Raw genomic sequence first — 18,313 nt, 5'->3', positions numbered from 1 at the left:
GAGACCTTCAGTCGGCCTCTTCAGATTATCTCCTCATCAGGCTAATCACGGTTATTGACCCGGCTCTTGCCGGGTCTTTTTTTGCCTGTCGAAAAGTACGCTTACCAGCCTTTAGAAATCGACCTGCGCCAACCATTCCGGCAGATTGAAATGCTGGCTTACGCGGCAGATCTTGCCGTCACGAATTTCGAAGAAACTTGCTGCCGTCAGCTGATAGCTCTGGCCACAGGCGTCCGGCAGGCCATCATCAGTGCTCAGGTATTCACCGCTCAGGGTGAATTCGCAGGCGGCACGCTGCCCGCTCGGCTCGGTGAGGATCTGCAGGTTATCGATGCTTTCGCGATAGCAGCGCTGGGTGCGCTCCAGGTAGTCGGCAAAGGCTTTTATGCCCTGCTCGCGCGGGCCCTGGTTGATGTCCAGCAACACATCGTCGCTGAGCAGGGCCAGGCAGGCGCGGCTGTCGCGCTCGTTGAGGGCGTTGAAGTAGCGGGTAAGCAGGGCGTGGGCAGCGGCTGGCATCAGCAGTCTCCGGTTAAAACCGCAGACTACCTGCTCAGCCGCAGGCAAATCGGGCTAGGGTCGCAGTTTTGCGCAGTGGTCCTGCTCAGGTTGCGCTGGCGTGTACCAGACGTAATCGGCCGACTCAGCGTCAACCTGGCTGCCGACCTCTGCCAAAATCAGCACCTGCACACCTTCGGCTGCACCTAAATCCTGCAGATGCAGCGGCACACCCAACTCACGGCGCACATGGAAGGCGCCAGCAAACAGCAGACTTGGCGCCGGCGCAGCCAGCAGGACTTCGGCCATGCGTCGATCCCGCTGTTGCTGCACGGCAAGCATGGCGGGCAACTGACTTTCCGGCAGCAGATTGCAGTGCGACTGGCGAATCTGTTCAAGCAGCGCCTCACGCACTGGCTGCGCTGTAGAAGCCTGGCCTTGCAGCTGCGGCACCTGAGCGTAAATTTGCATGACTTCGCGGCGCTCAAGGTTGGCTGCCAGCAACGGATAAGGCTGACGCAGCGCATGCTGCACCAGCGGCCCATACAGCGACCAAGCCCAGCCTGGCTGCCAGTTCAAAGCACCCAAGATGTCCTGCGGTACCTGCCCAGCAGCGATGGCTGCGCGCACCTGATCGACCTTGACCTGCTGATCCGGGGTCAGCATTTCCAACAGCAGACTGCCTTGCGGCCGCTGGGCTGCCAGTGCCCGCAACAGCCAGAGCTGCAGCGAATGGTGATCGGGATTGTCATGCCGCTCGCCGACCAGCACTTTGGGTGCCGCGGCCAAGCGCGTCAGCAGTTGCTCAGGCGTCAGCCGCGCGCCAGTACGCAGCTCAACAATCTGCCCGAGCTCAGGATGTTGTAATCCTTCCGGGCTTTGCCAGGCGGGTAAAGCCGGTAACCAGGCCTGACAGGCACTCAACAGCGCGGCAGCCAGCAATAACGCAATACGCATAAACAAGACCTTAACGAGCAACAATTAAAGGATGACCCCGTTCTGGATGCCGCTGCACCAGCACTTCAAGACCGAATACGGCTTGAAGCGGTTCGGCACGCAGCACGTCCTCAGGGCTACCGAGCGCATGAGGGCGGCCACGTTCCAACAGCAACAGGCGGTCGCAGTAACGCGCGGCCAGGTTGAGATCGTGAAGAATCACCAGCACCGCCGCGCCCTGCTCGACGAAAGCGCGAGTGGCCTGCAGCGTGGTGTGCTGATGCAGTGGATCGAGCATCGACGTGGGCTCATCGAGCAGCAGCATCTGCCCTTCCCCACCGGGCCAGAGCTGCGCCAGCACCCGCGCAAGGTGCACGCGCTGACGCTCACCACCGGATAACGCGAGGTAGCTACGCCCGGCCAGGTGCAAGGCATCGGCCGCTTCGAGCGCCTGCTTGATGATCTGCGCATCACGCACACGTCCACTCGCGTGGGGTAAACGGCCCATGCCGACCACTTCTTCAACGCGAAAGGCAAAATTCAGCGTCGAGGTCTGCGGCAATACCGCCAAACGCTGCGCACGTTCGCTGCCGGGCCAGTCCTGTAAACGCCGTTGATCCAGCCAGACATCGCCGTGGCTCGGCTGCAGCTCGCCACACAACGCACCCAGCAAGGTGCTCTTGCCGGCGCCATTGGGCCCAAGCACGCCGAGCACTTCACCCGGACGCAGTTCCAGGTTGATATCCGCCAACACCGTGCACGGGCCGCGCTGTACCGCCAGATTTTCCGCGCGCAGCATCAGGTACGCCCCCGCAGCAACAGATAAAGGAAGAACGGCGCACCAATCAGCGCCGTGACAATACCAATCGGCAATTCGGCCGGCGCCAGCACCAGCCGTGCGGCCAGATCAGCCAGCAGCAGCAGGCTGGCTCCCGCCAGAGCAGAGGCCGGCAACAGCACGCGATGATCCGGCCCGACTAGCAGGCGCACCAGATGCGGCACCACCAGACCGATAAAGCCAATCATCCCCGCCGCCGCCACCGCTGCACCGACGCCCAGGGCGGTGCAAAACACCAGTTCGGCCTTGATCCGCTCAACAGCAAAACCCAGATGACGCGCTTCGGACTCGCCCAGCAGCAGGGCATTCAGCGCCTTGGCCCGCCGTGGCAACCACAGCGCCACGGCAGCCGTGACCAACAGCAACGGCCACAGACGTGCGTAGCTGGCGCCATTCAGGCTGCCCAGGTTCCAGAACGTCAGGGTGCGCAAGGTGGCGTCATCGGCCAGGTAGGTGAACAGGCCGATGGCCGCGCCGGCCAATGCGGTCAACGCAATACCAGCCAGCAACATGGTCGCCACATTGGTTTCGCCGTCACGCCGGCCCAGACGATAGACCAGCGCCGTCACTCCAAGGCCGCCGATAAAGGCGAACAACGACAACAGATAAGGTGCAAAGGCTTCCGGCAAACCGCCAAGGGCAGCGCCGCCGACAATCGCAATCGACGCGCCGAGCGCCGCGCCGCTGGATACGCCGATCAGGCCCGGGTCAGCCAGCGGGTTACGAAACAGCCCTTGCATCGCCACCCCGCACAACGCCAGCACCGCGCCGACCAGCAACCCGAGCAGGGTGCGCGGCAGACGAATCTGCCCGAGTATCAATTCAGCCTGGGCCAGATCATCACCCGGTTGCGCCAGGCCAAGCAGGCGCAGCGCTGCCTTGAGAGTATCGAGCAGCGGCAGGCTGACCGGCCCCAGCGCCAGGGATAACCAGAGCGCGAGCGCCAGCAACAGGCCCAGTGCGATAAACAGTGAGCGCGGTCGAATAACAGGATTCATAGCGTGGGCTTAGCTTCGGCGACCAGGGGTTGGCTGGCAGGATAAAAGGCTGCGGACAAGGCCGCCAGCCCATCCGGTAAACGCGGGCCAAGGCCACCGACCAGCAGCGTCGGGTCAAGCATCAACAAACGCTGATCACGTGCCGCCCGGGTCGCCGCCAGCGCCGGGTTCTGCTGCAGCAATGCCTCACGCGCGGCGTCACCGGACAGGCTGCGGTCGGCGATGATCACCACCTCGGGATCAAGCGCCAGCAGGGCTTCGGTGGACAGTGCCTTGTAACCGCTATGGCTGGCCAGATTGCGCCCACCGGCACGTTCGATCAGCCAATCGGCCGAGGTGTCCTTACCGCCCGCCATCGGGCTACCGCCGGCATGCCCGAGCAACAGCAACACGCCCGGCGCCGCCTGCTGACGCTGCGCAGTCACCAACCAGTCAGCCTGCTGCTGCAAGCGCAGCTGATAGGCCGCAAAGGCCTGATCGGCACGCTGCGGCTCACCTAACAGAGTGCCGATGCGCTGCAGGCTGGCCTGCAAACTGCTCAGATCCGCCTTGGATGAGAGCATTTCCACCAACACCCCGGCGCCGCGCAACTGCGCCAGCACCGGCGGCGGGCCCATCTCTTCACTGCCGATCAGCATATCCGGGCGCAGCGTCAGCATGCCCTCGGCCGCCAGCTGGCGCTGATAACCGATGCTCGGCAGTGCGCGCAGCGATTCTGGATGCTGACTGGTACTGTCCACCCCGACCAGACGGCTTTCGCCACCCAACGCCACCACCCACTCGCTGAGCGAGCCGCCGGAACTGATCCAGCGTTGCGGCAACGGCTCGGCGGCCATCGCCGAGGCACAGGACAACAGGCTCGCGCCCAGGGCGAACAAAGTATTAAGGCGTTTCATGGTTGGCCTCTAGAAGAATGCGACTGTCCTGAATGCCCTGCTGTTGCAGCAAGGCCATCAGATCGAGAAATGCCGACAGCGGTGCCTGACGATCCAACGCCAGGTCCAGACCTACCGTGCTGTCGGCGACAAAGGCTGCAGTCAGTTCAGTGCGCAGCCTGGTGAAATCCGCCTGCTGTACGCCGTTAAAGCGCCAAGCACCTTCGGCTGAGAGCTGTATTTGCATGCGTTCGCCACTGCCGGCATTCGCGGTGGGCAGCGCCTCGCGGCTTTGCGGCAACTGCAAAGGCAGCTCCAGCAGTGGCGTTTGCGCGGTCAGCAGAAAGAACACCAGCACGATAAAAATCACATCGAGCAGCGGCGTCAGATCGGGCAACAGATTACCCTGAGAATTGCTGGCAGCCGGCAGGCGGATCACGACAACACCCACTGCGCGGCTGGCTGATTACTCGGCAGTTCCAGCTCCAGACCATCCAATGCCAGCTGACAGCGATTGAGTAACGCTTGCACGCCCTCCAGATAACGCTCGGCCCACAAGGCAAAGCCCTGCCCTGCCGCCAGCGCCGGTATGGCGATCAGCAAGCCCCACACCGTGGTGTACAGCGCCTGCCACAATCCATCGGCGAGCAGCGCAGGGGTCACCGGGCTGTTCTGCCCGGCGATATTGGCAAACATCTCAAGCATGCCCAGCACTGTGCCGAGCAGCCCGAGCATGGGCGCCAGCATGCCGATCAGCTGCAGCAAGCGCAGTTGTCGATTGAGGCGCTGACGCTCTTCCAGCAACCAGCAACCGAGCAGCTCTTCGCGCTGCACCGCCGGCAAGGCGCTGTGTTTGAGCAACAACGCCAGGCCATAGCGCCAACCACGCGCGCGACCTTTGCAGTGCTCTCGCTCACAGGTGCGGCAGGCGCTGACTGCTGCACGCCCAGCAGCAGTGCTCAGCGGCTGCAAACGCAGAAATACGCTAAGGCGCTCCAGAATCAGTGCCAGCGCCAGCAGCGAACACAGCGCCAGCGGCCAGCCCAGCGGCCCCATCGCACTCCACCACGGGCTCATCTCAGCACTCCAGCGCTGGCGCGCTTTCGGCCAGGGCGCGCCAATCTTCGCGCTCCGGGACGCCCGGCTTGCGCGCGCCAAACAGCTGCACCACCAGCTCGCCATTGGCGTCGAAGGCTTCCCAGCTGGTGATCACGCCATCAGTGCTGGGCTTGCGCACCCGCCACAGCTCGGTCACGCCAGTGGTCTGCAAGTGCAGATTGAACTCGGGATCGAGCACGTTGAACCAGGTGTCCATCCAGCGCAGGTTGCGCACCGGGCCGGAGTGAATCTGGATGCAGTGACGATTACCGACAAACACCATGATCGGTACTTCGCGCGCACCAGCCTGCTCCAACAGTTTCGGCAGCTCGCGCACGTCCAGCGGCTCGGCCCACTCACTCCCGGCCAGACGCAGCGCCTGGGTGCGTGTAGCGCCGTGCTTTTTCAGCAGGGCGAAGAAGTGATGAGTGTCCTTGAGGGTGGACCAACCCACGCGCAGAGCATTCGCGTCTACCTGGGCATCGGCTTGCGCGGGCTGCACCTGAGGCAGCGGCATCAATTCCAACTCGGTGCTCTGCTCAGCCATGCGGAAACGCTCCACCAGTGGCGCCCAGGCACTTAGCTGGCTGTCTTCGGTGAGAAACACCTTGTGCACCGCAATGCCCTGGCGGTCGAACACCTGAATGCTGCGCTGGGTGCCTTTGCCGGTTTGCTCCTCGATAGCAAATACGCTGGCCCAGCCGCCGAGGAACAGGCGCAGGTCGATATCAGCCGACACCACTAAGCCCATCTGGCCATTGCCGGTCACCGTCACCTCACGGTAATGACCCTTGCGTTCATGCACGCAATGCTCGTTGCGGGTCAGCGCCATCACATAGCCCAGCTCACCCAGTGCCGGCAGCAATTGCGCCCAGTCCGGCTGCAAGCGCACGGCATCGACATCGAGGCGGCTGGCCACCAGTTCGGCCTCGCTGACGGCCAGACGCTCGGCGGCATCGCGAGCGCGTAAGCGTGGCTGCTCGCTACGCAGCACCTGCCAGGCCAGATACAGATCATTACTGGGTGCGACGGATTGGGCGTGTGTGCTCATGGAAAACTCCTCACTGATTAATCAACGGCTCGCCGTCAAGGCGAACTGAATAGGGATCTGTACACGGCTAGGCACAGCCTGACCGCCGGTGGTTTCGGGGCGAAAGCGCCACTTGGCAACCGCCTCCAGAGCGGCGCGATCAAGACTCTCCACGCCAGAAGAGCGCAGTACGTTCAGGCTGCGTTGCTGGCCGCGCTCATCCAGACGCACCTCGACCAGCACCACACCCTGCTGATTACGCCGCCGCGCCTGGGACGGGTAATTCGGCTGGCGGGGCGGCTCGCGGAAACTCGGTTTGCGGATAAGCACTTCAGCGACCGGCTTTGTAGCAACAGGCTTGGCTGGCGCGGCTTGAGCCGCTGCACGCACCGCAGCCGACTGACGGGCTGCCTCGGTTGGCTGCGCTTGCACCGGCTGGTTTTGAGTTGGCTGTGCCGCTACCACTGGCTTTGCCTTGGCCACTGGCGCCTGCACGACAGGCTTAGGTGCCGGAGACTTTCTAGGCACGACCGCCTGGCGTTGCGGTTGCGGTTGCTCAGGCAGCTTGGCCGGCGCCGGCTCGGCCTGTTGCAGCACGGCAGCCAGGCGTAATACCTGGGACGCTTCGCGGGTTTGCGCCGCACTCAACGCAGGCGGCTGCGCCTCGCCATGCAGCAGCCAGCCGGCGACATGCAGCGCCAGCGACAGCAGCAGAAACAGCGACAAACGCAGCATGCAAAAGCCCAATCAAATCGAATTAGATCTATTTGATAATTATTTGCATTCGCATGTCAATGTCGTTTAGGTTTGCCGCCGATGCCAACCCGGTGGTCACAGAAACCACCCGTACGATCCTGGAGTCCCCATGCACAGAAGCCCTCCATTTGCCCGCCGCCCCTGGCTTGCCCTGCTGCTACTCAGCCCATCGCTGGCCCTTGGCGCCGAGAAAGCGCCGAACCAGTTCGATACCGTGACCGTCACGGCCACCCGTACCGAGCAGACCCTCGACCAGGTACCGAGCACAGTGTCGGTACAAAACGAACGGCAGATCGACCAGCAGAACATCAAGAACATCAAGGACCTGGTGCGCTACGAGCCCGGCGTATCGGTCGGTGGCAGTGGTGATCGCTTCGGCCTGTCGGGCTTTACCATCCGCGGCATTGGCGGCAACCGCGTACTGACCCAGGTCGATGGCATCGGTATGCCGGACGCTTTCTCCTTTGGCGGTTTCCTCAGCGCCAAGCGCGATTACGTCGACCTCGACACCGTCAAGCAGGTGGAAATCATCCGCGGCCCTGCCAGTTCGCTGTATGGCAGCGATGCGATTGGCGGCGCCGTGAGCTTCCTGACCAAGGATGCCGGCGACTACCTGGACGAAGGCGATGACGCTTACGCCCGCCTGAAAACCGACTATGACGGCAGCGATGACAGCTGGCAGCGCAGCGCCACCTTTGCCGCACGCCTGGGCCAGGTCGACGGCCTGCTGCACCTGGGTCGACGCAGCGGCCAGGCCACGGACACCCACAGCGGCCAGGGTGGTATCGGCGCAACCCGCGAGCAGGCCAATCCGCTGGATTACCGTACCGACAATCTGCTGAGCAAATTCGGCTGGGATTACAGCGACAGCGGCCGCCTGCAGCTGACCTATGAGCGTTACCAGGACGACACCGACACCCAGGTACTGAGCAACTACAGCAACACCGCGACCATCCGTACTCAGGATGCTGAGGACCGCGTCGACCGTGAGCGCTACTCCCTCTCCCATACCCAGCAACTCGATACCCTGCTGGTTGACCAGATTCACAGTCAGCTCAGCTACCAGGACAGCCAGACGCGTCAGCAAACCTTCGAGGACCGCGTGGTCGGCGGCCAGCCACGCTACCGCACACGGGATTCGTACTACAAAGAAAAACTCTGGGCGTTCAACACAAAGCTGGACAAGGCCTTCAGCATCGGCAGCACGGAACATGCGCTGGTCTATGGTCTGGACGTCAAACACCTGAAGAACGCGGATCTGCGCGAAGGCGGCGAGACCGCACTGGCCACCGGCGTCACCACGCCTGTTCTGCCCACCAGCGACTTCCCCGATCCGACCACCAAGGAATACGCCCTGTTTGCTCAGGACAGCATCAGCATCGGCCGTTGGACCCTGCTACCGGGCCTGCGCTACGACCACTATGAGATGAGCCCACACGTCACCAATAAGTACCTCAACAGCCAGGCCACCGAGCGCAACCCAAGCGACTTCAAGGATTCGGCGTTGTCGCCCAAGTTTGGCGTGACCTACCAACTCGACGACGCCCACAGCGTCTACGGTCAGTACGCTGCAGGCTTCCGCGCGCCACAGGCAATCGAGATCTTTGGCGAGTTCGCCAACCCCGGCATGTACCGCACCCTGGCCAATACCAACCTGAAGGCGGAAACCAGCGACAGCTTCGAACTGGGCTTACGCGGCCAGTACGCCATCGGCAGCTTTGGCGCGGCGCTGTTCTATAACCAGTACAACGACTTTATTGAGCAGGTCAGCCGGCCCTCCAGCGTGCCGGGTTTCCCCTTCGGCGAGTTCCAATACGTCAACCGTGATCGCGTGACCATTCGTGGTGCGGAAGCCAAAGGTGAGCTGTTCCTCGATCAACTGGGTCTGCCGGCTGGCTGGAAAACCCGTGGCAGCGTGGCGTATGCCCGTGGCAAGGATGAAGGCACAGGCCAACCGATCAACAGCGTCGACCCGCTCAAGGGGGTGTTCGGCCTGGGCTACAGCGAGCCAAGCGGCAAGTTTGGTGGCGAACTGAGCTGGACCCTGGTGGCGGCGAAAACCCGCGTCGACATGACCCAAACCGCCAATCACGCCGAAACATCGGGTTATGGCGTACTCGACCTTAACGGCTGGTGGCAGATGACCGACGCCTTCGCCGTGAATGCCGGCCTGTTCAACCTGACCGACAAAGAGTATTGGCAGTGGGGTGATGTGCGCGGTCTAACCGAAAATAGCCCAAGCATGGGCCGCTTCAGCCAGCCGGGCCGCCACGCGGCCGTCAATCTGGTTTGGGAAATCTGACCCGGCAGCACGTCTACAGCGCGATCAACTAGCCGCGAAAAAGCGTTCCACTTGGCGCAAGGATGCGCCCTCCTCTTTCACTTCCACGCCAGGGCGGCATAATGCCGGCCTGTCGGGGAGGTTCCTATGTTGCGTTTGTGTGCACCGGATGAGTTGGCCGAAGGCCAGAGCCGGGGCTTCGAGGTTGCAGGTGAGAAGCTGTTTGCCGTGCGCAAGGACGGCCAGCTGTATGCCTATCGCAATCGCTGCCCGCACCGAGGCATCCCGCTGGAATGGCTGCCCGACCAGTTTCTCGATCACAGCGCCAGCCTGATCCAATGCGCCACCCACGGCGCACTGTTTCTGATCGATTCCGGCGAATGCGTCGCCGGCCCCTGCGCCGGGCAATCGCTGCAGGAGCTTGCCATCCGCGAGGATGATCAGGGCATCTGGGTTGATCTAAACGAAGCCTAAAGACCCGCGGCCTGCAGCCGTTGCGCATGCTCGACAAACAATTTGACCGGCTCGGCACCTTTGCCGACCAGGCCGAAGGTCTGATTGATGATGTCGAAGTGATCCATCGGGTACTGATCACCGATCACAGTGCCCAGGTGTGAGCTGTAGCGCCCAACCATGCCATCGCACTGCCCCGGCTCACGCTGAAAGGTTTTGGCAAACATCCGGCAGGCGACATTCGGCCCATCGAAGCGGTTGCCGCCTTTATCGGTGATCCCCGGCTGAATGGTGCCGGACCAGGAGTAGTAGCGCACGCCGTTAACCTCGGCCGCGCCCTCACCGCCCCAGACTTCAGGCAAGCCCTGCGGATACTGCGCATTAAAGGCAGCCACGCCGTCGCTGGTCAGCGATTGCTGCGCTGCTGCCACATCCATCGGCAGTGGCTCGCCTTTATAACCGCGCTCCAGCCAGGCCATGCACCGCGCTACGCCACGCAGCAGACGCGCCAACAGACGCTCGCGCCAGCTGCCGTGCGGGGCTTTGCGTTTGAGAAAATCCGCCAGTTCCGAGCCATGGTTAGGCCCGGCGACCGAGGTGACGGACGCTACCCACTCGGGCTTTAGCGCGGCCGCGTAACGCGCCGTCAGGGCGCCCTGGCTGTGACCGATCAGGTGAACCTTTTCTGCGCCGGTCTCCTGCAGCACATCGGCGATGCGCAGCAGCAGTTGCTCGCCGCGCACCTCGGTGGAATGCACCGACGACACCAGCACCGGGAAGACTGTTGCACCGATGCGGCGCAGCGCCGTGACGATGCCGTACCAGTAGGGATAACCGAGCAGGCTGATAAAGCCGAGTAAACCTGGCACCAGGACCAGGGGATAACGGGGTGCAGAAGATGTCGACATTGCAAACCATCCTTGTGTCATACCGCCGAGAAAGAAAGTACTGAACCACGAAGCATGCCAATACAGCGCGTGGGAATAGTGGGCCACCTGGCCTATAGTCCTGGCTTCTCTTTGCGCTGCCATGACCATGCATACCATCGAACGGATTTACCCGAAGGATCTCAATCCGCTGAACCCGGACGACCAGGCCAGCCTGCAGATTCATATGCAGCGCTATGAGTTCGCAGCCCTGCACCTCAGCGGCCAGCGCGTGCTGGATATGGCCTGCGGCTGCGGCTATGGCACGGCCCTGCTGGCTGAGCGCAACCCGGACAAACAGGTTACCGGCGTGGACATCGACCCGACGGCCATTGCCTACGCCCGCAACCATTACCACCTGCCCAACCTGCGTTATGAATGTGCCGATGCCGAACAGTTCAGCAGCGAGCAGGGCTTTGATTGCATCGTCAGCCTGGAAACCATCGAGCATCTGCCGCGTCCGCACGTGCTGCTGGCCAACTATGCACGCTTATTGGCCGGAGGCGGCAAGGTCATCGCGTCAGTACCAATCACCCCGACCCTCGACGGTAACCCCCACCACCTGCATGACTTCAGCAAACGCAGCTTTTATGCACTGTTCCGCCAGCAAGGGTTTCATGCCAGCCAGCACTTGGAACAGATTCAGTGGTGGCAGTTCAAAGGTTTATTCTCGAAACAGGTCGATGAACAGAAACAGCACCGCAGCGAAGGGGTCGGCAATGCGGTGCTGCTGTATTACCGCAAACGCCCGTTTTACCTGTTCAGCCGGCTGTATTCGATGCTGCGCTACGGCTTTAGCAACCGTTATCTGACGTGCGTGTTTACGCGCTGACTGTCACCCAAGGTGAATGGTGGATGAAAACAGCTTCATCCACCCTACGCAGCTTGGATCGCGCAGTTAAGCGCCAGCCGGCATAGCCTCGACCGGGCGACGGCGGTAGATCCAGATCCGCTTGAGCACTGTCGAAAACTGGCTCCACAAGCTGCCATTGTTATAGACCTGACCATAACGCTCGGCGATCTCACGGACCTCCACCGCCAACGCCGCATAGCGCCGCGCCGGTAGATCGGGGAACAGGTGGTGTTCGATCTGGTGACTGAGGTTGCCGGTGAGGATATGGAACAGCGGTCCGCCATTCAGGTTGCTGGACCCGCGCAGCTGGCGCAGGTACCAGTGCCCACGGCTCTCGCCGACCACCGATTCCTTGCTGAACACCGCCGCCTGCTCGGTAAAGTGACCGCAGAAAATCACCGTGAAAGTCCACAGGTTGCGGATCAGGTTGGCCACGGCATTACCGGCGAGCACTGCCATGGCATTAGCGCCGACCAGCAGCGCCAGCAGTGGGAAGAACAGGTAATCCTTACCCCACTGACGCAGTATTTTGGCGTTGAACTGTTTGATCAGCGGGCGCACTTCGGCCTTGCTCAGCTTGCCCTTGTAGACCTTGTCCAGACGCAGGTGCTGGATCGCCACCGAGTACTGGAACAACAGCGCCTGAATCGTCACCCACAGCGGCTGCCAACGGTAGAACGGCTTCCAGCGCTGCTCGGGAAACAGCCGCACCACGCCATAGCCCACGTCATCGTCCATGCCCAGCACATTGGTCCAGGTGTGGTGCACATGGTTGTGGGTGTGCCGCCAGAAGTCACTCGGCCCGGCGATATCCCACTCGTAGCTGCGACCGGCAAACTCCGGGTCATTCATCCAGTCGTATTGGCCGTGCATGACGTTATGCCCCAGCTCCATATTCTCCAGAATCTTGCCCAGCCCCAGCAGCAGGGTGCCGAGTAGCCAGGTCGGCGGAAACCACCCGAGCATCAGCAGGCCACGTCCGCTCCAGCAACAGAACCGCACCGCTGCGCGAATCCGGCGAATATAGCGTGCATCCACCTCGCCCAGATCGACCAGGGTGCGCTGACGCAGGGCGTCCAGCTCGCTGCCGAAGGCGTTCATTTCATCCAGGGAGAGTTCGCGATCACGACGCATGGGGATTCCCTCGCAAGTTAAAGATCAATGTCGACGTCGCTGTGGGGCGCGCTGACGCACAATCGGATGGGTTGTCCGGGCTCGCTAAACAGTGCCCCGCTGCGCAGATCGCGCACCGTGCCGCTGAGCAACGTGCAGGTGCAGCTGGCACAGATGCCCTGGCGACAGCCATGGGCCGGCTTAAGGCCATGGGCTTCGGCCTGTTCCAGCAAGCTGAGCTGATTATTGGCGGTCGCCTGCTTATGGCTGCGGGCAAACCCCAAGCGCACTTCGCGTAGGCTGACATCGGCGCGCAGCACGGGCGCAGTGAAGGCCTCAACCTGAAGCGCGCCAGGCAGTTTGGCGGCCTGCCACCACTGCTGCACCTGGCCGACAAAACCCGCCGGGCCGCAGGCCAGGACGCGGCGCTGATCCAACTGCGCAACATCGGCCAGATGCTTATCCGTAAAACGCCCAACTGATCCTTCCGATCCAACACCGGCAGCGGTCAGTGACCAACGCACCTGCAGGTTGCTGTGCTGCGCCTGCAGGGCCTGCAATTCGGCAACAAAACTGCGCTGGCCCTGCTCGCGTACGTAATGCAGCAAGGTGATCGGCGCACTGAAGCCCTGCGCCAGCGCAGTACGCAGCAGGCCCAGCAACGGCGTGATGCCACTGCCTGCCGCCAACAACAACACCCCCTCGTGCGCCTCTGGCCAACTCAATTCGCCATACACAGGACCCAGTTCCAGCACATCACCCACCGCCAGGTGTTCCAGTAAATAGGGTGACACCCGGCCGCCGGCCTGATGCTTGATGGCGATCTGCACGCAGCCATTCGGCTGCACCGCCGTCAGGCTGTAGCTGCGACTCAGGCGCACGCCATTGCGTTCAAGGAACAGCTGCAGGTGCTGACCCGGCTGCGCGCCGCGCCAGTTACCGTTGGCCTGCAGGGTCAGTTCGAGCATGTCATCCGCCACCCACTGGCGCTGAACGACCCGGGCGAATACCCGGTTCAAGCGCAGCGCCGGGTGCAGCAGTTTCAGCCCAGCATCAACATCGCTTTCGCGCAACCAGCCCTGCGCCGCCAGCACCCGTAAGGGCGCAAGCAAGCGCGTACAGCCGCGCATCACCGCAAAAGGGATCAGGGTCATGACAGACTCCAGTGAACATTTGTTCACTAGACTGGCAGAATCGCAAGCACTCAGTCAACACTCGTACACTCAAAGTCGTACACGCTGCGGTTCGACGCCTGCAACACCGCTTTGTTAGAGTGCAGCGCTGAACGCCATGCCGAGCCTCGAAGTTTGAAACCACTACAACCGCGCGCCGAACAAAAACTGCAAACCCGCCACGCCCTGATGGACGCCGCCCGCAGCCTGATGGACAGTGGCCGTGGCTTTGGCAGCTTGAGTCTGCGCGAAGTCGCGCGCTGCGCCGGGATTGTGCCTACCGGGTTCTACCGGCACTTTGACGACATGGATGCCCTCGGCCTGGCCTTGGTGGCCGAAGTGGGGGAAACCTTCCGCGAAACCATTCGCCAGGTACGCCACCACGAATTCGAGCTGGGCGGCGTGATTGATGCCTCGGTGCGGATTTTCCTCGATGCCGTGGCGGCCAACCGCTCACAGTTTCTGTTTCTCGCCCGTGAGCAGTACGGTGGCTCGCTGCCCGTGCGCCTGGCCGTGGGCGCACTACGCGAACGCATCACCGCTGACCTGGTGGCGGACCTCGCGCAGATGCCGAAATTGCAGCATTTCGACACCCCGGCGCAGAACGTGCTGGCCGACTTGGTGGTCAAGACCGTGTTCGCCACCCTGCCCGAGCTGATCGACCCACCGGCACGCGCCCTGCCGCGTCATGCCACCCCCGAAGCGAAGATGATCGAGCAGCTGCGCTTTATCTTTATCGGCGCCAAGCACTGGCAAGGCCTGGGGCAGCACAACAACTGAGCGCACCACTATCGCGCACACAAATAGTGCGCGCACCAAAGCGCAGCCAGGAATGCCCATTCGTTACGCACACCACTCGCCACACAGCCCGCGTTGTGCGGCCAGGCAGCAGTTTGGCAAGGCACTTGCTCTGTAACCGGCATTGACCTGCCGGAAACTGCCCCATGTTGGTGATTCACCGCCGTATTGCCGCCCAGCCGCACTGGGACGCTGAACTCGAACTGAGCTTCGAAGCCCGTAGCAAAAGCCGTCTGCGTTGCTACAGCCGCACAGGCGAGGATGTCGGCCTGTTCCTCGAACGCGGCCAACCAGCCTTGCACGATGGCGAATGCCTGCAGGCCGAAGACGGCCGCATCGTTCGCGTCATCGCCCGCACCGAACCGCTGCTGCACGTCACCTGCGCCAACGCCTTCGAGTTGATGCGCGCAGCCTACCACCTGGGCAACCGTCACGTAGCTCTGCAACTCGGCGATGGCTGGCTGCGCCTGCCGGATGACTACGTGCTCAAGGCCATGCTCGAACAACTCGGCGCCACGGTAGAACTGATCGAAGCCCCCTACCAGCCCGAGCAAGGCGCTTACGGCGGCGGCCATCACCATTCCCATGCTGGCGATGCCGAATTCAGCTATGCCCCGCGCCTGCATCAATTCGGTGCACGCAAGTGAATAAAGCCTGGCAGCTCCTCAGGCTCGCCAGCCCGCAGCTGCCGATTGGCGGCTACAGCTATTCCCAGGGCCTGGAAATGGCGGTGGAACAAGGCTTGGTGGATAACGCGGAAAGCGCTCAGCGCTGGATTGCCGATCAGCTGCTGCTCAATCTCGCGCGCTTCGAGGCACCGCTGCTACTCGCCCATTGCCAGGCCGCCGCACGCGAGGACTGGGCGCAGCTGCGTCACTTGGCCGAACAGCAACGCGCCAGCCGGGAAACCCGCGAGCTGCGCCTGGAAAGCCGACAGATGGGCTACTCCCTGCAGCAGCTGCTCACAGGCTTGCCAGAGCTGGATCAGCCGGCGCAACAGCTGTTCAGCGATCTCGACGAACCCGGCCTGGCCGTCGGCTGGGCACTGGCAGCTCGCGCCTGGCAGATCGAGCCACAAGATGCCCTCGCCGCCTGGCTCTGGGGCTGGCTGGAAAACCAGCTGGCGGTGCTGATGAAAACCCTGCCGCTGGGCCAGCAAGCCGCCCAGCGTCTGACCTCGCAACTGCTGCCGCTGCTCGATCAGGCGCAGCGCCAGGCTAGCGAGTTAGAACCGCAACACTGGGGCAGCGCCGCCTTTGGCCTGGCCCTGGCGAGCATGGCGCATGAGCGTCAGTACAGCCGTTTATTCCGTTCTTGATGATAAGGAAGACTTGAAGATGAACAGCCAACCCCTGCGTGTCGGCATCGGTGGCCCGGTCGGTTCTGGCAAAACCGCCCTGACCCTGGCCCTGTGCCTGGCCCTGCGCGAACGCTACAACCTGGCCGTGGTGACCAACGACATCTACACCCAGGAAGACGCGCAGTTTCTGGTGCGCAACGAGGCCCTGGCGCCCGAACGCATCATCGGCGTGGAAACCGGTGGTTGCCCGCACACGGCGATTCGCGAAGACGCCTCGATCAACCTGGAAGCGGTCGACCAACTCAACCGGCGCTTTCCCGGCCTGGACCTGATCATCGTCGAATCCGGCGGCGACAACCTCTCGGCTACCTTCAGCCCGGAGCTGTCGGACCTGACCATCTACGTGATCGACGTGTCCGCCGGCGACAAGCTACCGCGCAAAGGCGGCCCTGGCATCTGCAAGTCCGACCTGCTGGTGATCAACAAGGTCGACCTGGCCCCGCTGGTCGGCGCATCGCTGGAAGTGATGGAACGCGACACCCTGAAGATGCGCGGCGACAAGCCGTTTGTGTTCAGTAACCAGAAGATCGGCCAGGGGCTTGATCAGATCATCGCCTTTATCGAACGACACGGCATGCTCACGGCCGCTTGAGAATCTATTCAGTCAAGGAGACACCCCATGAACCTGCGTAAATCCCTGTTCGCCCTCGCCCTGTTTCTCAGCCCCGCAGTGGCCTTCGCCCACGCTGGCCACGATCACTCCGGACTGATGGCCGGCCTGGCCCACCCAGTGTTCGGCCTCGACCACCTGCTGGCGATGCTCGCCGTCGGCCTATGGGCTGCACAGCAATCCGGCGCGGCGCGCTGGGCGCTGCCGCTGACCTTTGTTGGCACGATGTTGATCGGCGGCCTGCTGGGCTTTAACGGCTTGCAGATTCCGCTGATGGAAACCGGTATCGCCGCGTCAGTGCTGGCGTTTGGCTTGCTGGTCGCCGTGGCCATCCGCCTGCCAATGGTTATTTCCATCGCCCTGACTGCACTGTTCGCCCTGACCCACGGCGTTGCCCACGGCCTGGAGCTGCCGGCGCTGGCCAGCCCATGGGGCTATGCCGCCGGCTTCGTGGTCGCAACCGCCGCCCTGCACGCCAGCGGCTACGCTCTGGTGCGCCTGCTGCCACAGGCCGCTGCACCGGTGGTGCGCTTACTCGGCGCGGCTTCGGCAGTCACCGGCGCCTGGCTGCTGGCCGGCTAAGTGACTGGCTCGGGTGGACGACCAGCGTCCACCCGCATCCGCCACGCCAACTATCCCTGACCGCAAAGGTCGCTAGGCTGGCGCATTTCGCCTCTCGCCCAGCCGCCATGGCTTTGTCATAGTCGAGGCGTATTAAACCTCCTCTCCCTTGACTGCCCTGGACCCTGACCATGCTGCGCGTTGCCCGCTTTCTCTCTGTTCCACTGCTGTTACTGGCCATCGCCCTCGGCGTACTGGCCCTGACCAGTAAACCGGCCCAACCAGCCGCAGTGCTTAGCAGCTTTGCCGAACGACCGCTGGTGATTGCCCACCGCGGCGGTAGAGGCCTGTGGCCGGAAAACAGCCTGTTTGCCTTTGAGCGTGCCAGCGCCCTGGGCGTGGACATGCTGGAGATGGACCTGCACCTGTCCAGTGACGGCGAACTGGTGGTGATCCACGACCGTACGCTGAATCGCACCACCAATAGCGAAGGCCCGGTGGCCGCGCACAGCCTGGCGCAGTTGCAAGCGCTGGACGCTGGTTACCGCTGGAGCGCCGATGGCGGCCAAAGCTACCCCTACCGTGGCCAGGGCGTGCGGATCCCGACCTTTACCGAAGTGCTCGAACGTTTCCCCAGCATTCCCAAGGTGATTGAAATCAAGGTGCCGGATGTCGGCATGGAAGCGCAGCTGTGTGATGCCCTTGAAGCGCACCAGCAACGCGACAAGGTGATTGTCGGCAGCTTCTATGACCGCAGCCTGCAGCTGTTCCGCGAACAGTGCCCGGGCGTTGCCACCTCTGCAGGCCCCGGCTCGGTACGCTTGCTGGTGGCGCTCAACTGGGTCGGCCTAGGCAGCCTGCTGTCGCCGTCCTACCAGGCGCTGCAGATTCCTGAAGCACACGATGGTCTACCCATTGCCAGCCCGAGCTTGCTCAAGACCGCCACACAACGTGGGCTGAATGTGCAACTGTGGACCATCAACGAACAGCCCGATATGCGCCGCCTGATTGATCTGGGGGCAAACGCACTGATCACCGATTACCCGGATCGTGCCCTGCAGGTGCTCGGGCGTTCGACGCAGATCAGCGCTCTGGAAGACTAAACGCGCCACTCTGTATAAAAAACAACCTACCGCGTTCAGACCACGCCTGCTGTG

Annotated in this window: 21 protein-coding genes; 9 read left to right on the top strand and 12 right to left on the bottom strand. The window is 62.7% G+C overall.

Annotated elements, in window-relative coordinates; translation table 11 throughout:
- Nucleotides 1-111: 111 nt before the first annotated feature.
- The 9 genes from CUR33_RS20510 to CUR33_RS20470 are packed head-to-tail and all read right to left on the bottom strand — an operon-like array spanning nucleotide 112 to nucleotide 7,008.
- Nucleotides 112-519: a nuclear transport factor 2 family protein gene (locus CUR33_RS20510; RefSeq protein WP_090256023.1), complete on the bottom strand. Its 408-nt coding sequence runs from the start codon at nucleotides 517-519 to the stop codon at nucleotides 112-114.
- Nucleotides 520-573: 54 nt separating this feature from the next.
- The gene (locus CUR33_RS20505; RefSeq protein ID WP_289240792.1) at nucleotides 574-1,455 is read right to left on the bottom strand and encodes a ChaN family lipoprotein; all 882 of its coding nucleotides are present in this window, start codon (nucleotides 1,453-1,455) and stop codon (nucleotides 574-576) included.
- Nucleotides 1,456-1,465: 10 nt separating this feature from the next.
- A complete protein-coding gene (locus CUR33_RS20500; protein WP_160088622.1) occupies nucleotides 1,466-2,233 on the bottom strand; it encodes a heme ABC transporter ATP-binding protein in 768 nt (255 codons plus the stop codon).
- Nucleotides 2,233-3,270, bottom strand: a complete 1,038-nt coding sequence (locus CUR33_RS20495) for a FecCD family ABC transporter permease (protein WP_090256020.1) — start codon at nucleotides 3,268-3,270, stop codon at nucleotides 2,233-2,235. The genes CUR33_RS20500 and CUR33_RS20495 overlap by 1 nt, the downstream gene beginning before the upstream one ends.
- The gene (locus CUR33_RS20490) at nucleotides 3,267-4,166 is read right to left on the bottom strand and encodes a heme/hemin ABC transporter substrate-binding protein (RefSeq protein WP_289240791.1); all 900 of its coding nucleotides are present in this window, start codon (nucleotides 4,164-4,166) and stop codon (nucleotides 3,267-3,269) included. The genes CUR33_RS20495 and CUR33_RS20490 overlap by 4 nt, the downstream gene beginning before the upstream one ends.
- Complete coding sequence (locus CUR33_RS20485; RefSeq protein ID WP_167147849.1) at nucleotides 4,153-4,584, bottom strand: ExbD/TolR family protein; 432 nt, start codon at nucleotides 4,582-4,584, stop codon at nucleotides 4,153-4,155. Before CUR33_RS20485 ends, CUR33_RS20490 begins: the two co-directional genes overlap by 14 nt.
- The gene (locus CUR33_RS20480; RefSeq protein ID WP_289240790.1) at nucleotides 4,581-5,222 is read right to left on the bottom strand and encodes a MotA/TolQ/ExbB proton channel family protein; all 642 of its coding nucleotides are present in this window, start codon (nucleotides 5,220-5,222) and stop codon (nucleotides 4,581-4,583) included. The genes CUR33_RS20485 and CUR33_RS20480 overlap by 4 nt, the downstream gene beginning before the upstream one ends.
- Nucleotide 5,223: 1 nt before the next feature.
- Entirely contained in the window at nucleotides 5,224-6,294 is a 1,071-nt protein-coding gene (locus tag CUR33_RS20475; protein WP_289240789.1) for a hemin-degrading factor, read from the bottom strand.
- A 21-nt stretch (nucleotides 6,295-6,315) separates the two neighbouring features.
- Nucleotides 6,316-7,008: an energy transducer TonB gene (locus CUR33_RS20470; RefSeq protein WP_289240788.1), complete on the bottom strand. Its 693-nt coding sequence runs from the start codon at nucleotides 7,006-7,008 to the stop codon at nucleotides 6,316-6,318.
- 130 nt (nucleotides 7,009-7,138) lie between these two features.
- Between CUR33_RS20470 and CUR33_RS20465 the strand changes: the two genes are divergently transcribed.
- Nucleotides 7,139-9,331, top strand: coding sequence for a TonB-dependent hemoglobin/transferrin/lactoferrin family receptor (locus CUR33_RS20465; protein ID WP_289240787.1), 2,193 nt, complete (start codon nucleotides 7,139-7,141; stop codon nucleotides 9,329-9,331).
- A gap of 126 nt (nucleotides 9,332-9,457) precedes the next feature.
- A complete protein-coding gene (locus CUR33_RS20460) occupies nucleotides 9,458-9,784 on the top strand; it encodes a Rieske (2Fe-2S) protein (protein WP_289240786.1) in 327 nt (108 codons plus the stop codon).
- Here the strand turns inward: CUR33_RS20460 and CUR33_RS20455 are convergent.
- Nucleotides 9,781-10,671 carry an esterase/lipase family protein gene (locus tag CUR33_RS20455; protein ID WP_289240785.1) on the bottom strand — a complete coding sequence of 297 codons (891 nt, stop codon included), beginning with the start codon at nucleotides 10,669-10,671 and terminating at the stop codon, nucleotides 9,781-9,783. The two genes, CUR33_RS20460 and CUR33_RS20455, sit on opposite strands and share 4 nt — an antisense overlap.
- Before the next feature lie 121 nt (nucleotides 10,672-10,792).
- Between CUR33_RS20455 and CUR33_RS20450 the strand changes: the two genes are divergently transcribed.
- Entirely contained in the window at nucleotides 10,793-11,521 is a 729-nt protein-coding gene (locus tag CUR33_RS20450; protein WP_289240784.1) for a class I SAM-dependent methyltransferase, read from the top strand.
- A gap of 66 nt (nucleotides 11,522-11,587) precedes the next feature.
- On the opposite strand, the gene CUR33_RS20445 is transcribed toward CUR33_RS20450, so the two are convergent.
- The gene (locus CUR33_RS20445; RefSeq protein ID WP_289240783.1) at nucleotides 11,588-12,676 is read right to left on the bottom strand and encodes a fatty acid desaturase family protein; all 1,089 of its coding nucleotides are present in this window, start codon (nucleotides 12,674-12,676) and stop codon (nucleotides 11,588-11,590) included.
- Between the two features lie 17 nt (nucleotides 12,677-12,693).
- Nucleotides 12,694-13,809: a ferredoxin reductase gene (locus CUR33_RS20440; protein WP_289240782.1), complete on the bottom strand. Its 1,116-nt coding sequence runs from the start codon at nucleotides 13,807-13,809 to the stop codon at nucleotides 12,694-12,696.
- Nucleotides 13,810-14,016: 207 nt separating this feature from the next.
- Here CUR33_RS20440 and CUR33_RS20435 point away from each other — a divergent pair, with 207 nt between their 5' ends.
- From CUR33_RS20435 to CUR33_RS20410, 6 genes are all read left to right on the top strand, one after another.
- Nucleotides 14,017-14,607: a TetR family transcriptional regulator gene (locus CUR33_RS20435; RefSeq protein ID WP_289240800.1), complete on the top strand. Its 591-nt coding sequence runs from the start codon at nucleotides 14,017-14,019 to the stop codon at nucleotides 14,605-14,607.
- A 164-nt stretch (nucleotides 14,608-14,771) separates the two neighbouring features.
- Complete coding sequence (gene ureE / locus CUR33_RS20430; RefSeq protein ID WP_160088638.1) at nucleotides 14,772-15,272, top strand: urease accessory protein UreE; 501 nt, start codon at nucleotides 14,772-14,774, stop codon at nucleotides 15,270-15,272.
- Nucleotides 15,269-15,943, top strand: a complete 675-nt coding sequence (locus tag CUR33_RS20425; protein ID WP_289240781.1) for an urease accessory protein UreF — start codon at nucleotides 15,269-15,271, stop codon at nucleotides 15,941-15,943. Before ureE ends, CUR33_RS20425 begins: the two co-directional genes overlap by 4 nt.
- Before the next feature lie 19 nt (nucleotides 15,944-15,962).
- The gene (ureG, locus tag CUR33_RS20420; RefSeq protein ID WP_289240780.1) at nucleotides 15,963-16,577 is read left to right on the top strand and encodes an urease accessory protein UreG; all 615 of its coding nucleotides are present in this window, start codon (nucleotides 15,963-15,965) and stop codon (nucleotides 16,575-16,577) included.
- A 27-nt stretch (nucleotides 16,578-16,604) separates the two neighbouring features.
- The gene (locus CUR33_RS20415; RefSeq protein WP_167147810.1) at nucleotides 16,605-17,177 is read left to right on the top strand and encodes a HupE/UreJ family protein; all 573 of its coding nucleotides are present in this window, start codon (nucleotides 16,605-16,607) and stop codon (nucleotides 17,175-17,177) included.
- A 170-nt stretch (nucleotides 17,178-17,347) separates the two neighbouring features.
- Nucleotides 17,348-18,259, top strand: a complete 912-nt coding sequence (locus tag CUR33_RS20410) for a glycerophosphodiester phosphodiesterase (RefSeq protein ID WP_289240779.1) — start codon at nucleotides 17,348-17,350, stop codon at nucleotides 18,257-18,259.
- Nucleotides 18,260-18,313 lie beyond the last annotated feature (54 nt).

Source organism: Pseudomonas sp. FEMGT703P (assembly GCF_002786345.1).
GTDB classification, from domain to species: Bacteria; Pseudomonadota; Gammaproteobacteria; order Pseudomonadales; family Pseudomonadaceae; genus Aquipseudomonas; species Aquipseudomonas peli.
The sequence above is the reverse complement of the archived record's forward strand: the minus strand, read 5'-3'. Positions and strand labels throughout refer to the sequence as shown.

What these genes read in the sequence shown, in the direction of transcription:
- CUR33_RS20510 (WP_090256023.1), bottom strand. Translation starts at nt 519, where the DNA reads ATGCCAGCCGCTGCCCACGCCCTGCTTACCCGCTACTTCAACGCCCTC.
- CUR33_RS20505 (WP_289240792.1), bottom strand. Translation starts at nt 1,455, where the DNA reads ATGCGTATTGCGTTATTGCTGGCTGCCGCGCTGTTGAGTGCCTGTCAG.
- CUR33_RS20500 (WP_160088622.1), bottom strand. Translation starts at nt 2,233, where the DNA reads ATGCTGCGCGCGGAAAATCTGGCGGTACAGCGCGGCCCGTGCACGGTG.
- CUR33_RS20495 (WP_090256020.1), bottom strand. Translation starts at nt 3,270, where the DNA reads ATGAATCCTGTTATTCGACCGCGCTCACTGTTTATCGCACTGGGCCTG.
- CUR33_RS20490 (WP_289240791.1), bottom strand. Translation starts at nt 4,166, where the DNA reads ATGAAACGCCTTAATACTTTGTTCGCCCTGGGCGCGAGCCTGTTGTCC.
- CUR33_RS20480 (WP_289240790.1), bottom strand. Translation starts at nt 5,222, where the DNA reads ATGAGCCCGTGGTGGAGTGCGATGGGGCCGCTGGGCTGGCCGCTGGCG.
- CUR33_RS20475 (WP_289240789.1), bottom strand. Translation starts at nt 6,294, where the DNA reads ATGAGCACACACGCCCAATCCGTCGCACCCAGTAATGATCTGTATCTG.
- CUR33_RS20470 (WP_289240788.1), bottom strand. Translation starts at nt 7,008, where the DNA reads ATGCTGCGTTTGTCGCTGTTTCTGCTGCTGTCGCTGGCGCTGCATGTC.
- CUR33_RS20465 (WP_289240787.1), top strand. Translation starts at nt 7,139, where the DNA reads ATGCACAGAAGCCCTCCATTTGCCCGCCGCCCCTGGCTTGCCCTGCTG.
- CUR33_RS20460 (WP_289240786.1), top strand. Translation starts at nt 9,458, where the DNA reads ATGTTGCGTTTGTGTGCACCGGATGAGTTGGCCGAAGGCCAGAGCCGG.
- CUR33_RS20455 (WP_289240785.1), bottom strand. Translation starts at nt 10,671, where the DNA reads ATGTCGACATCTTCTGCACCCCGTTATCCCCTGGTCCTGGTGCCAGGT.
- CUR33_RS20450 (WP_289240784.1), top strand. Translation starts at nt 10,793, where the DNA reads ATGACCATGCATACCATCGAACGGATTTACCCGAAGGATCTCAATCCG.
- CUR33_RS20445 (WP_289240783.1), bottom strand. Translation starts at nt 12,676, where the DNA reads ATGCGTCGTGATCGCGAACTCTCCCTGGATGAAATGAACGCCTTCGGC.
- CUR33_RS20440 (WP_289240782.1), bottom strand. Translation starts at nt 13,809, where the DNA reads ATGACCCTGATCCCTTTTGCGGTGATGCGCGGCTGTACGCGCTTGCTT.
- CUR33_RS20435 (WP_289240800.1), top strand. Translation starts at nt 14,017, where the DNA reads ATGGACGCCGCCCGCAGCCTGATGGACAGTGGCCGTGGCTTTGGCAGC.
- ureE (WP_160088638.1), top strand. Translation starts at nt 14,772, where the DNA reads ATGTTGGTGATTCACCGCCGTATTGCCGCCCAGCCGCACTGGGACGCT.
- ureG (WP_289240780.1), top strand. Translation starts at nt 15,963, where the DNA reads ATGAACAGCCAACCCCTGCGTGTCGGCATCGGTGGCCCGGTCGGTTCT.
- CUR33_RS20415 (WP_167147810.1), top strand. Translation starts at nt 16,605, where the DNA reads ATGAACCTGCGTAAATCCCTGTTCGCCCTCGCCCTGTTTCTCAGCCCC.
- CUR33_RS20410 (WP_289240779.1), top strand. Translation starts at nt 17,348, where the DNA reads ATGCTGCGCGTTGCCCGCTTTCTCTCTGTTCCACTGCTGTTACTGGCC.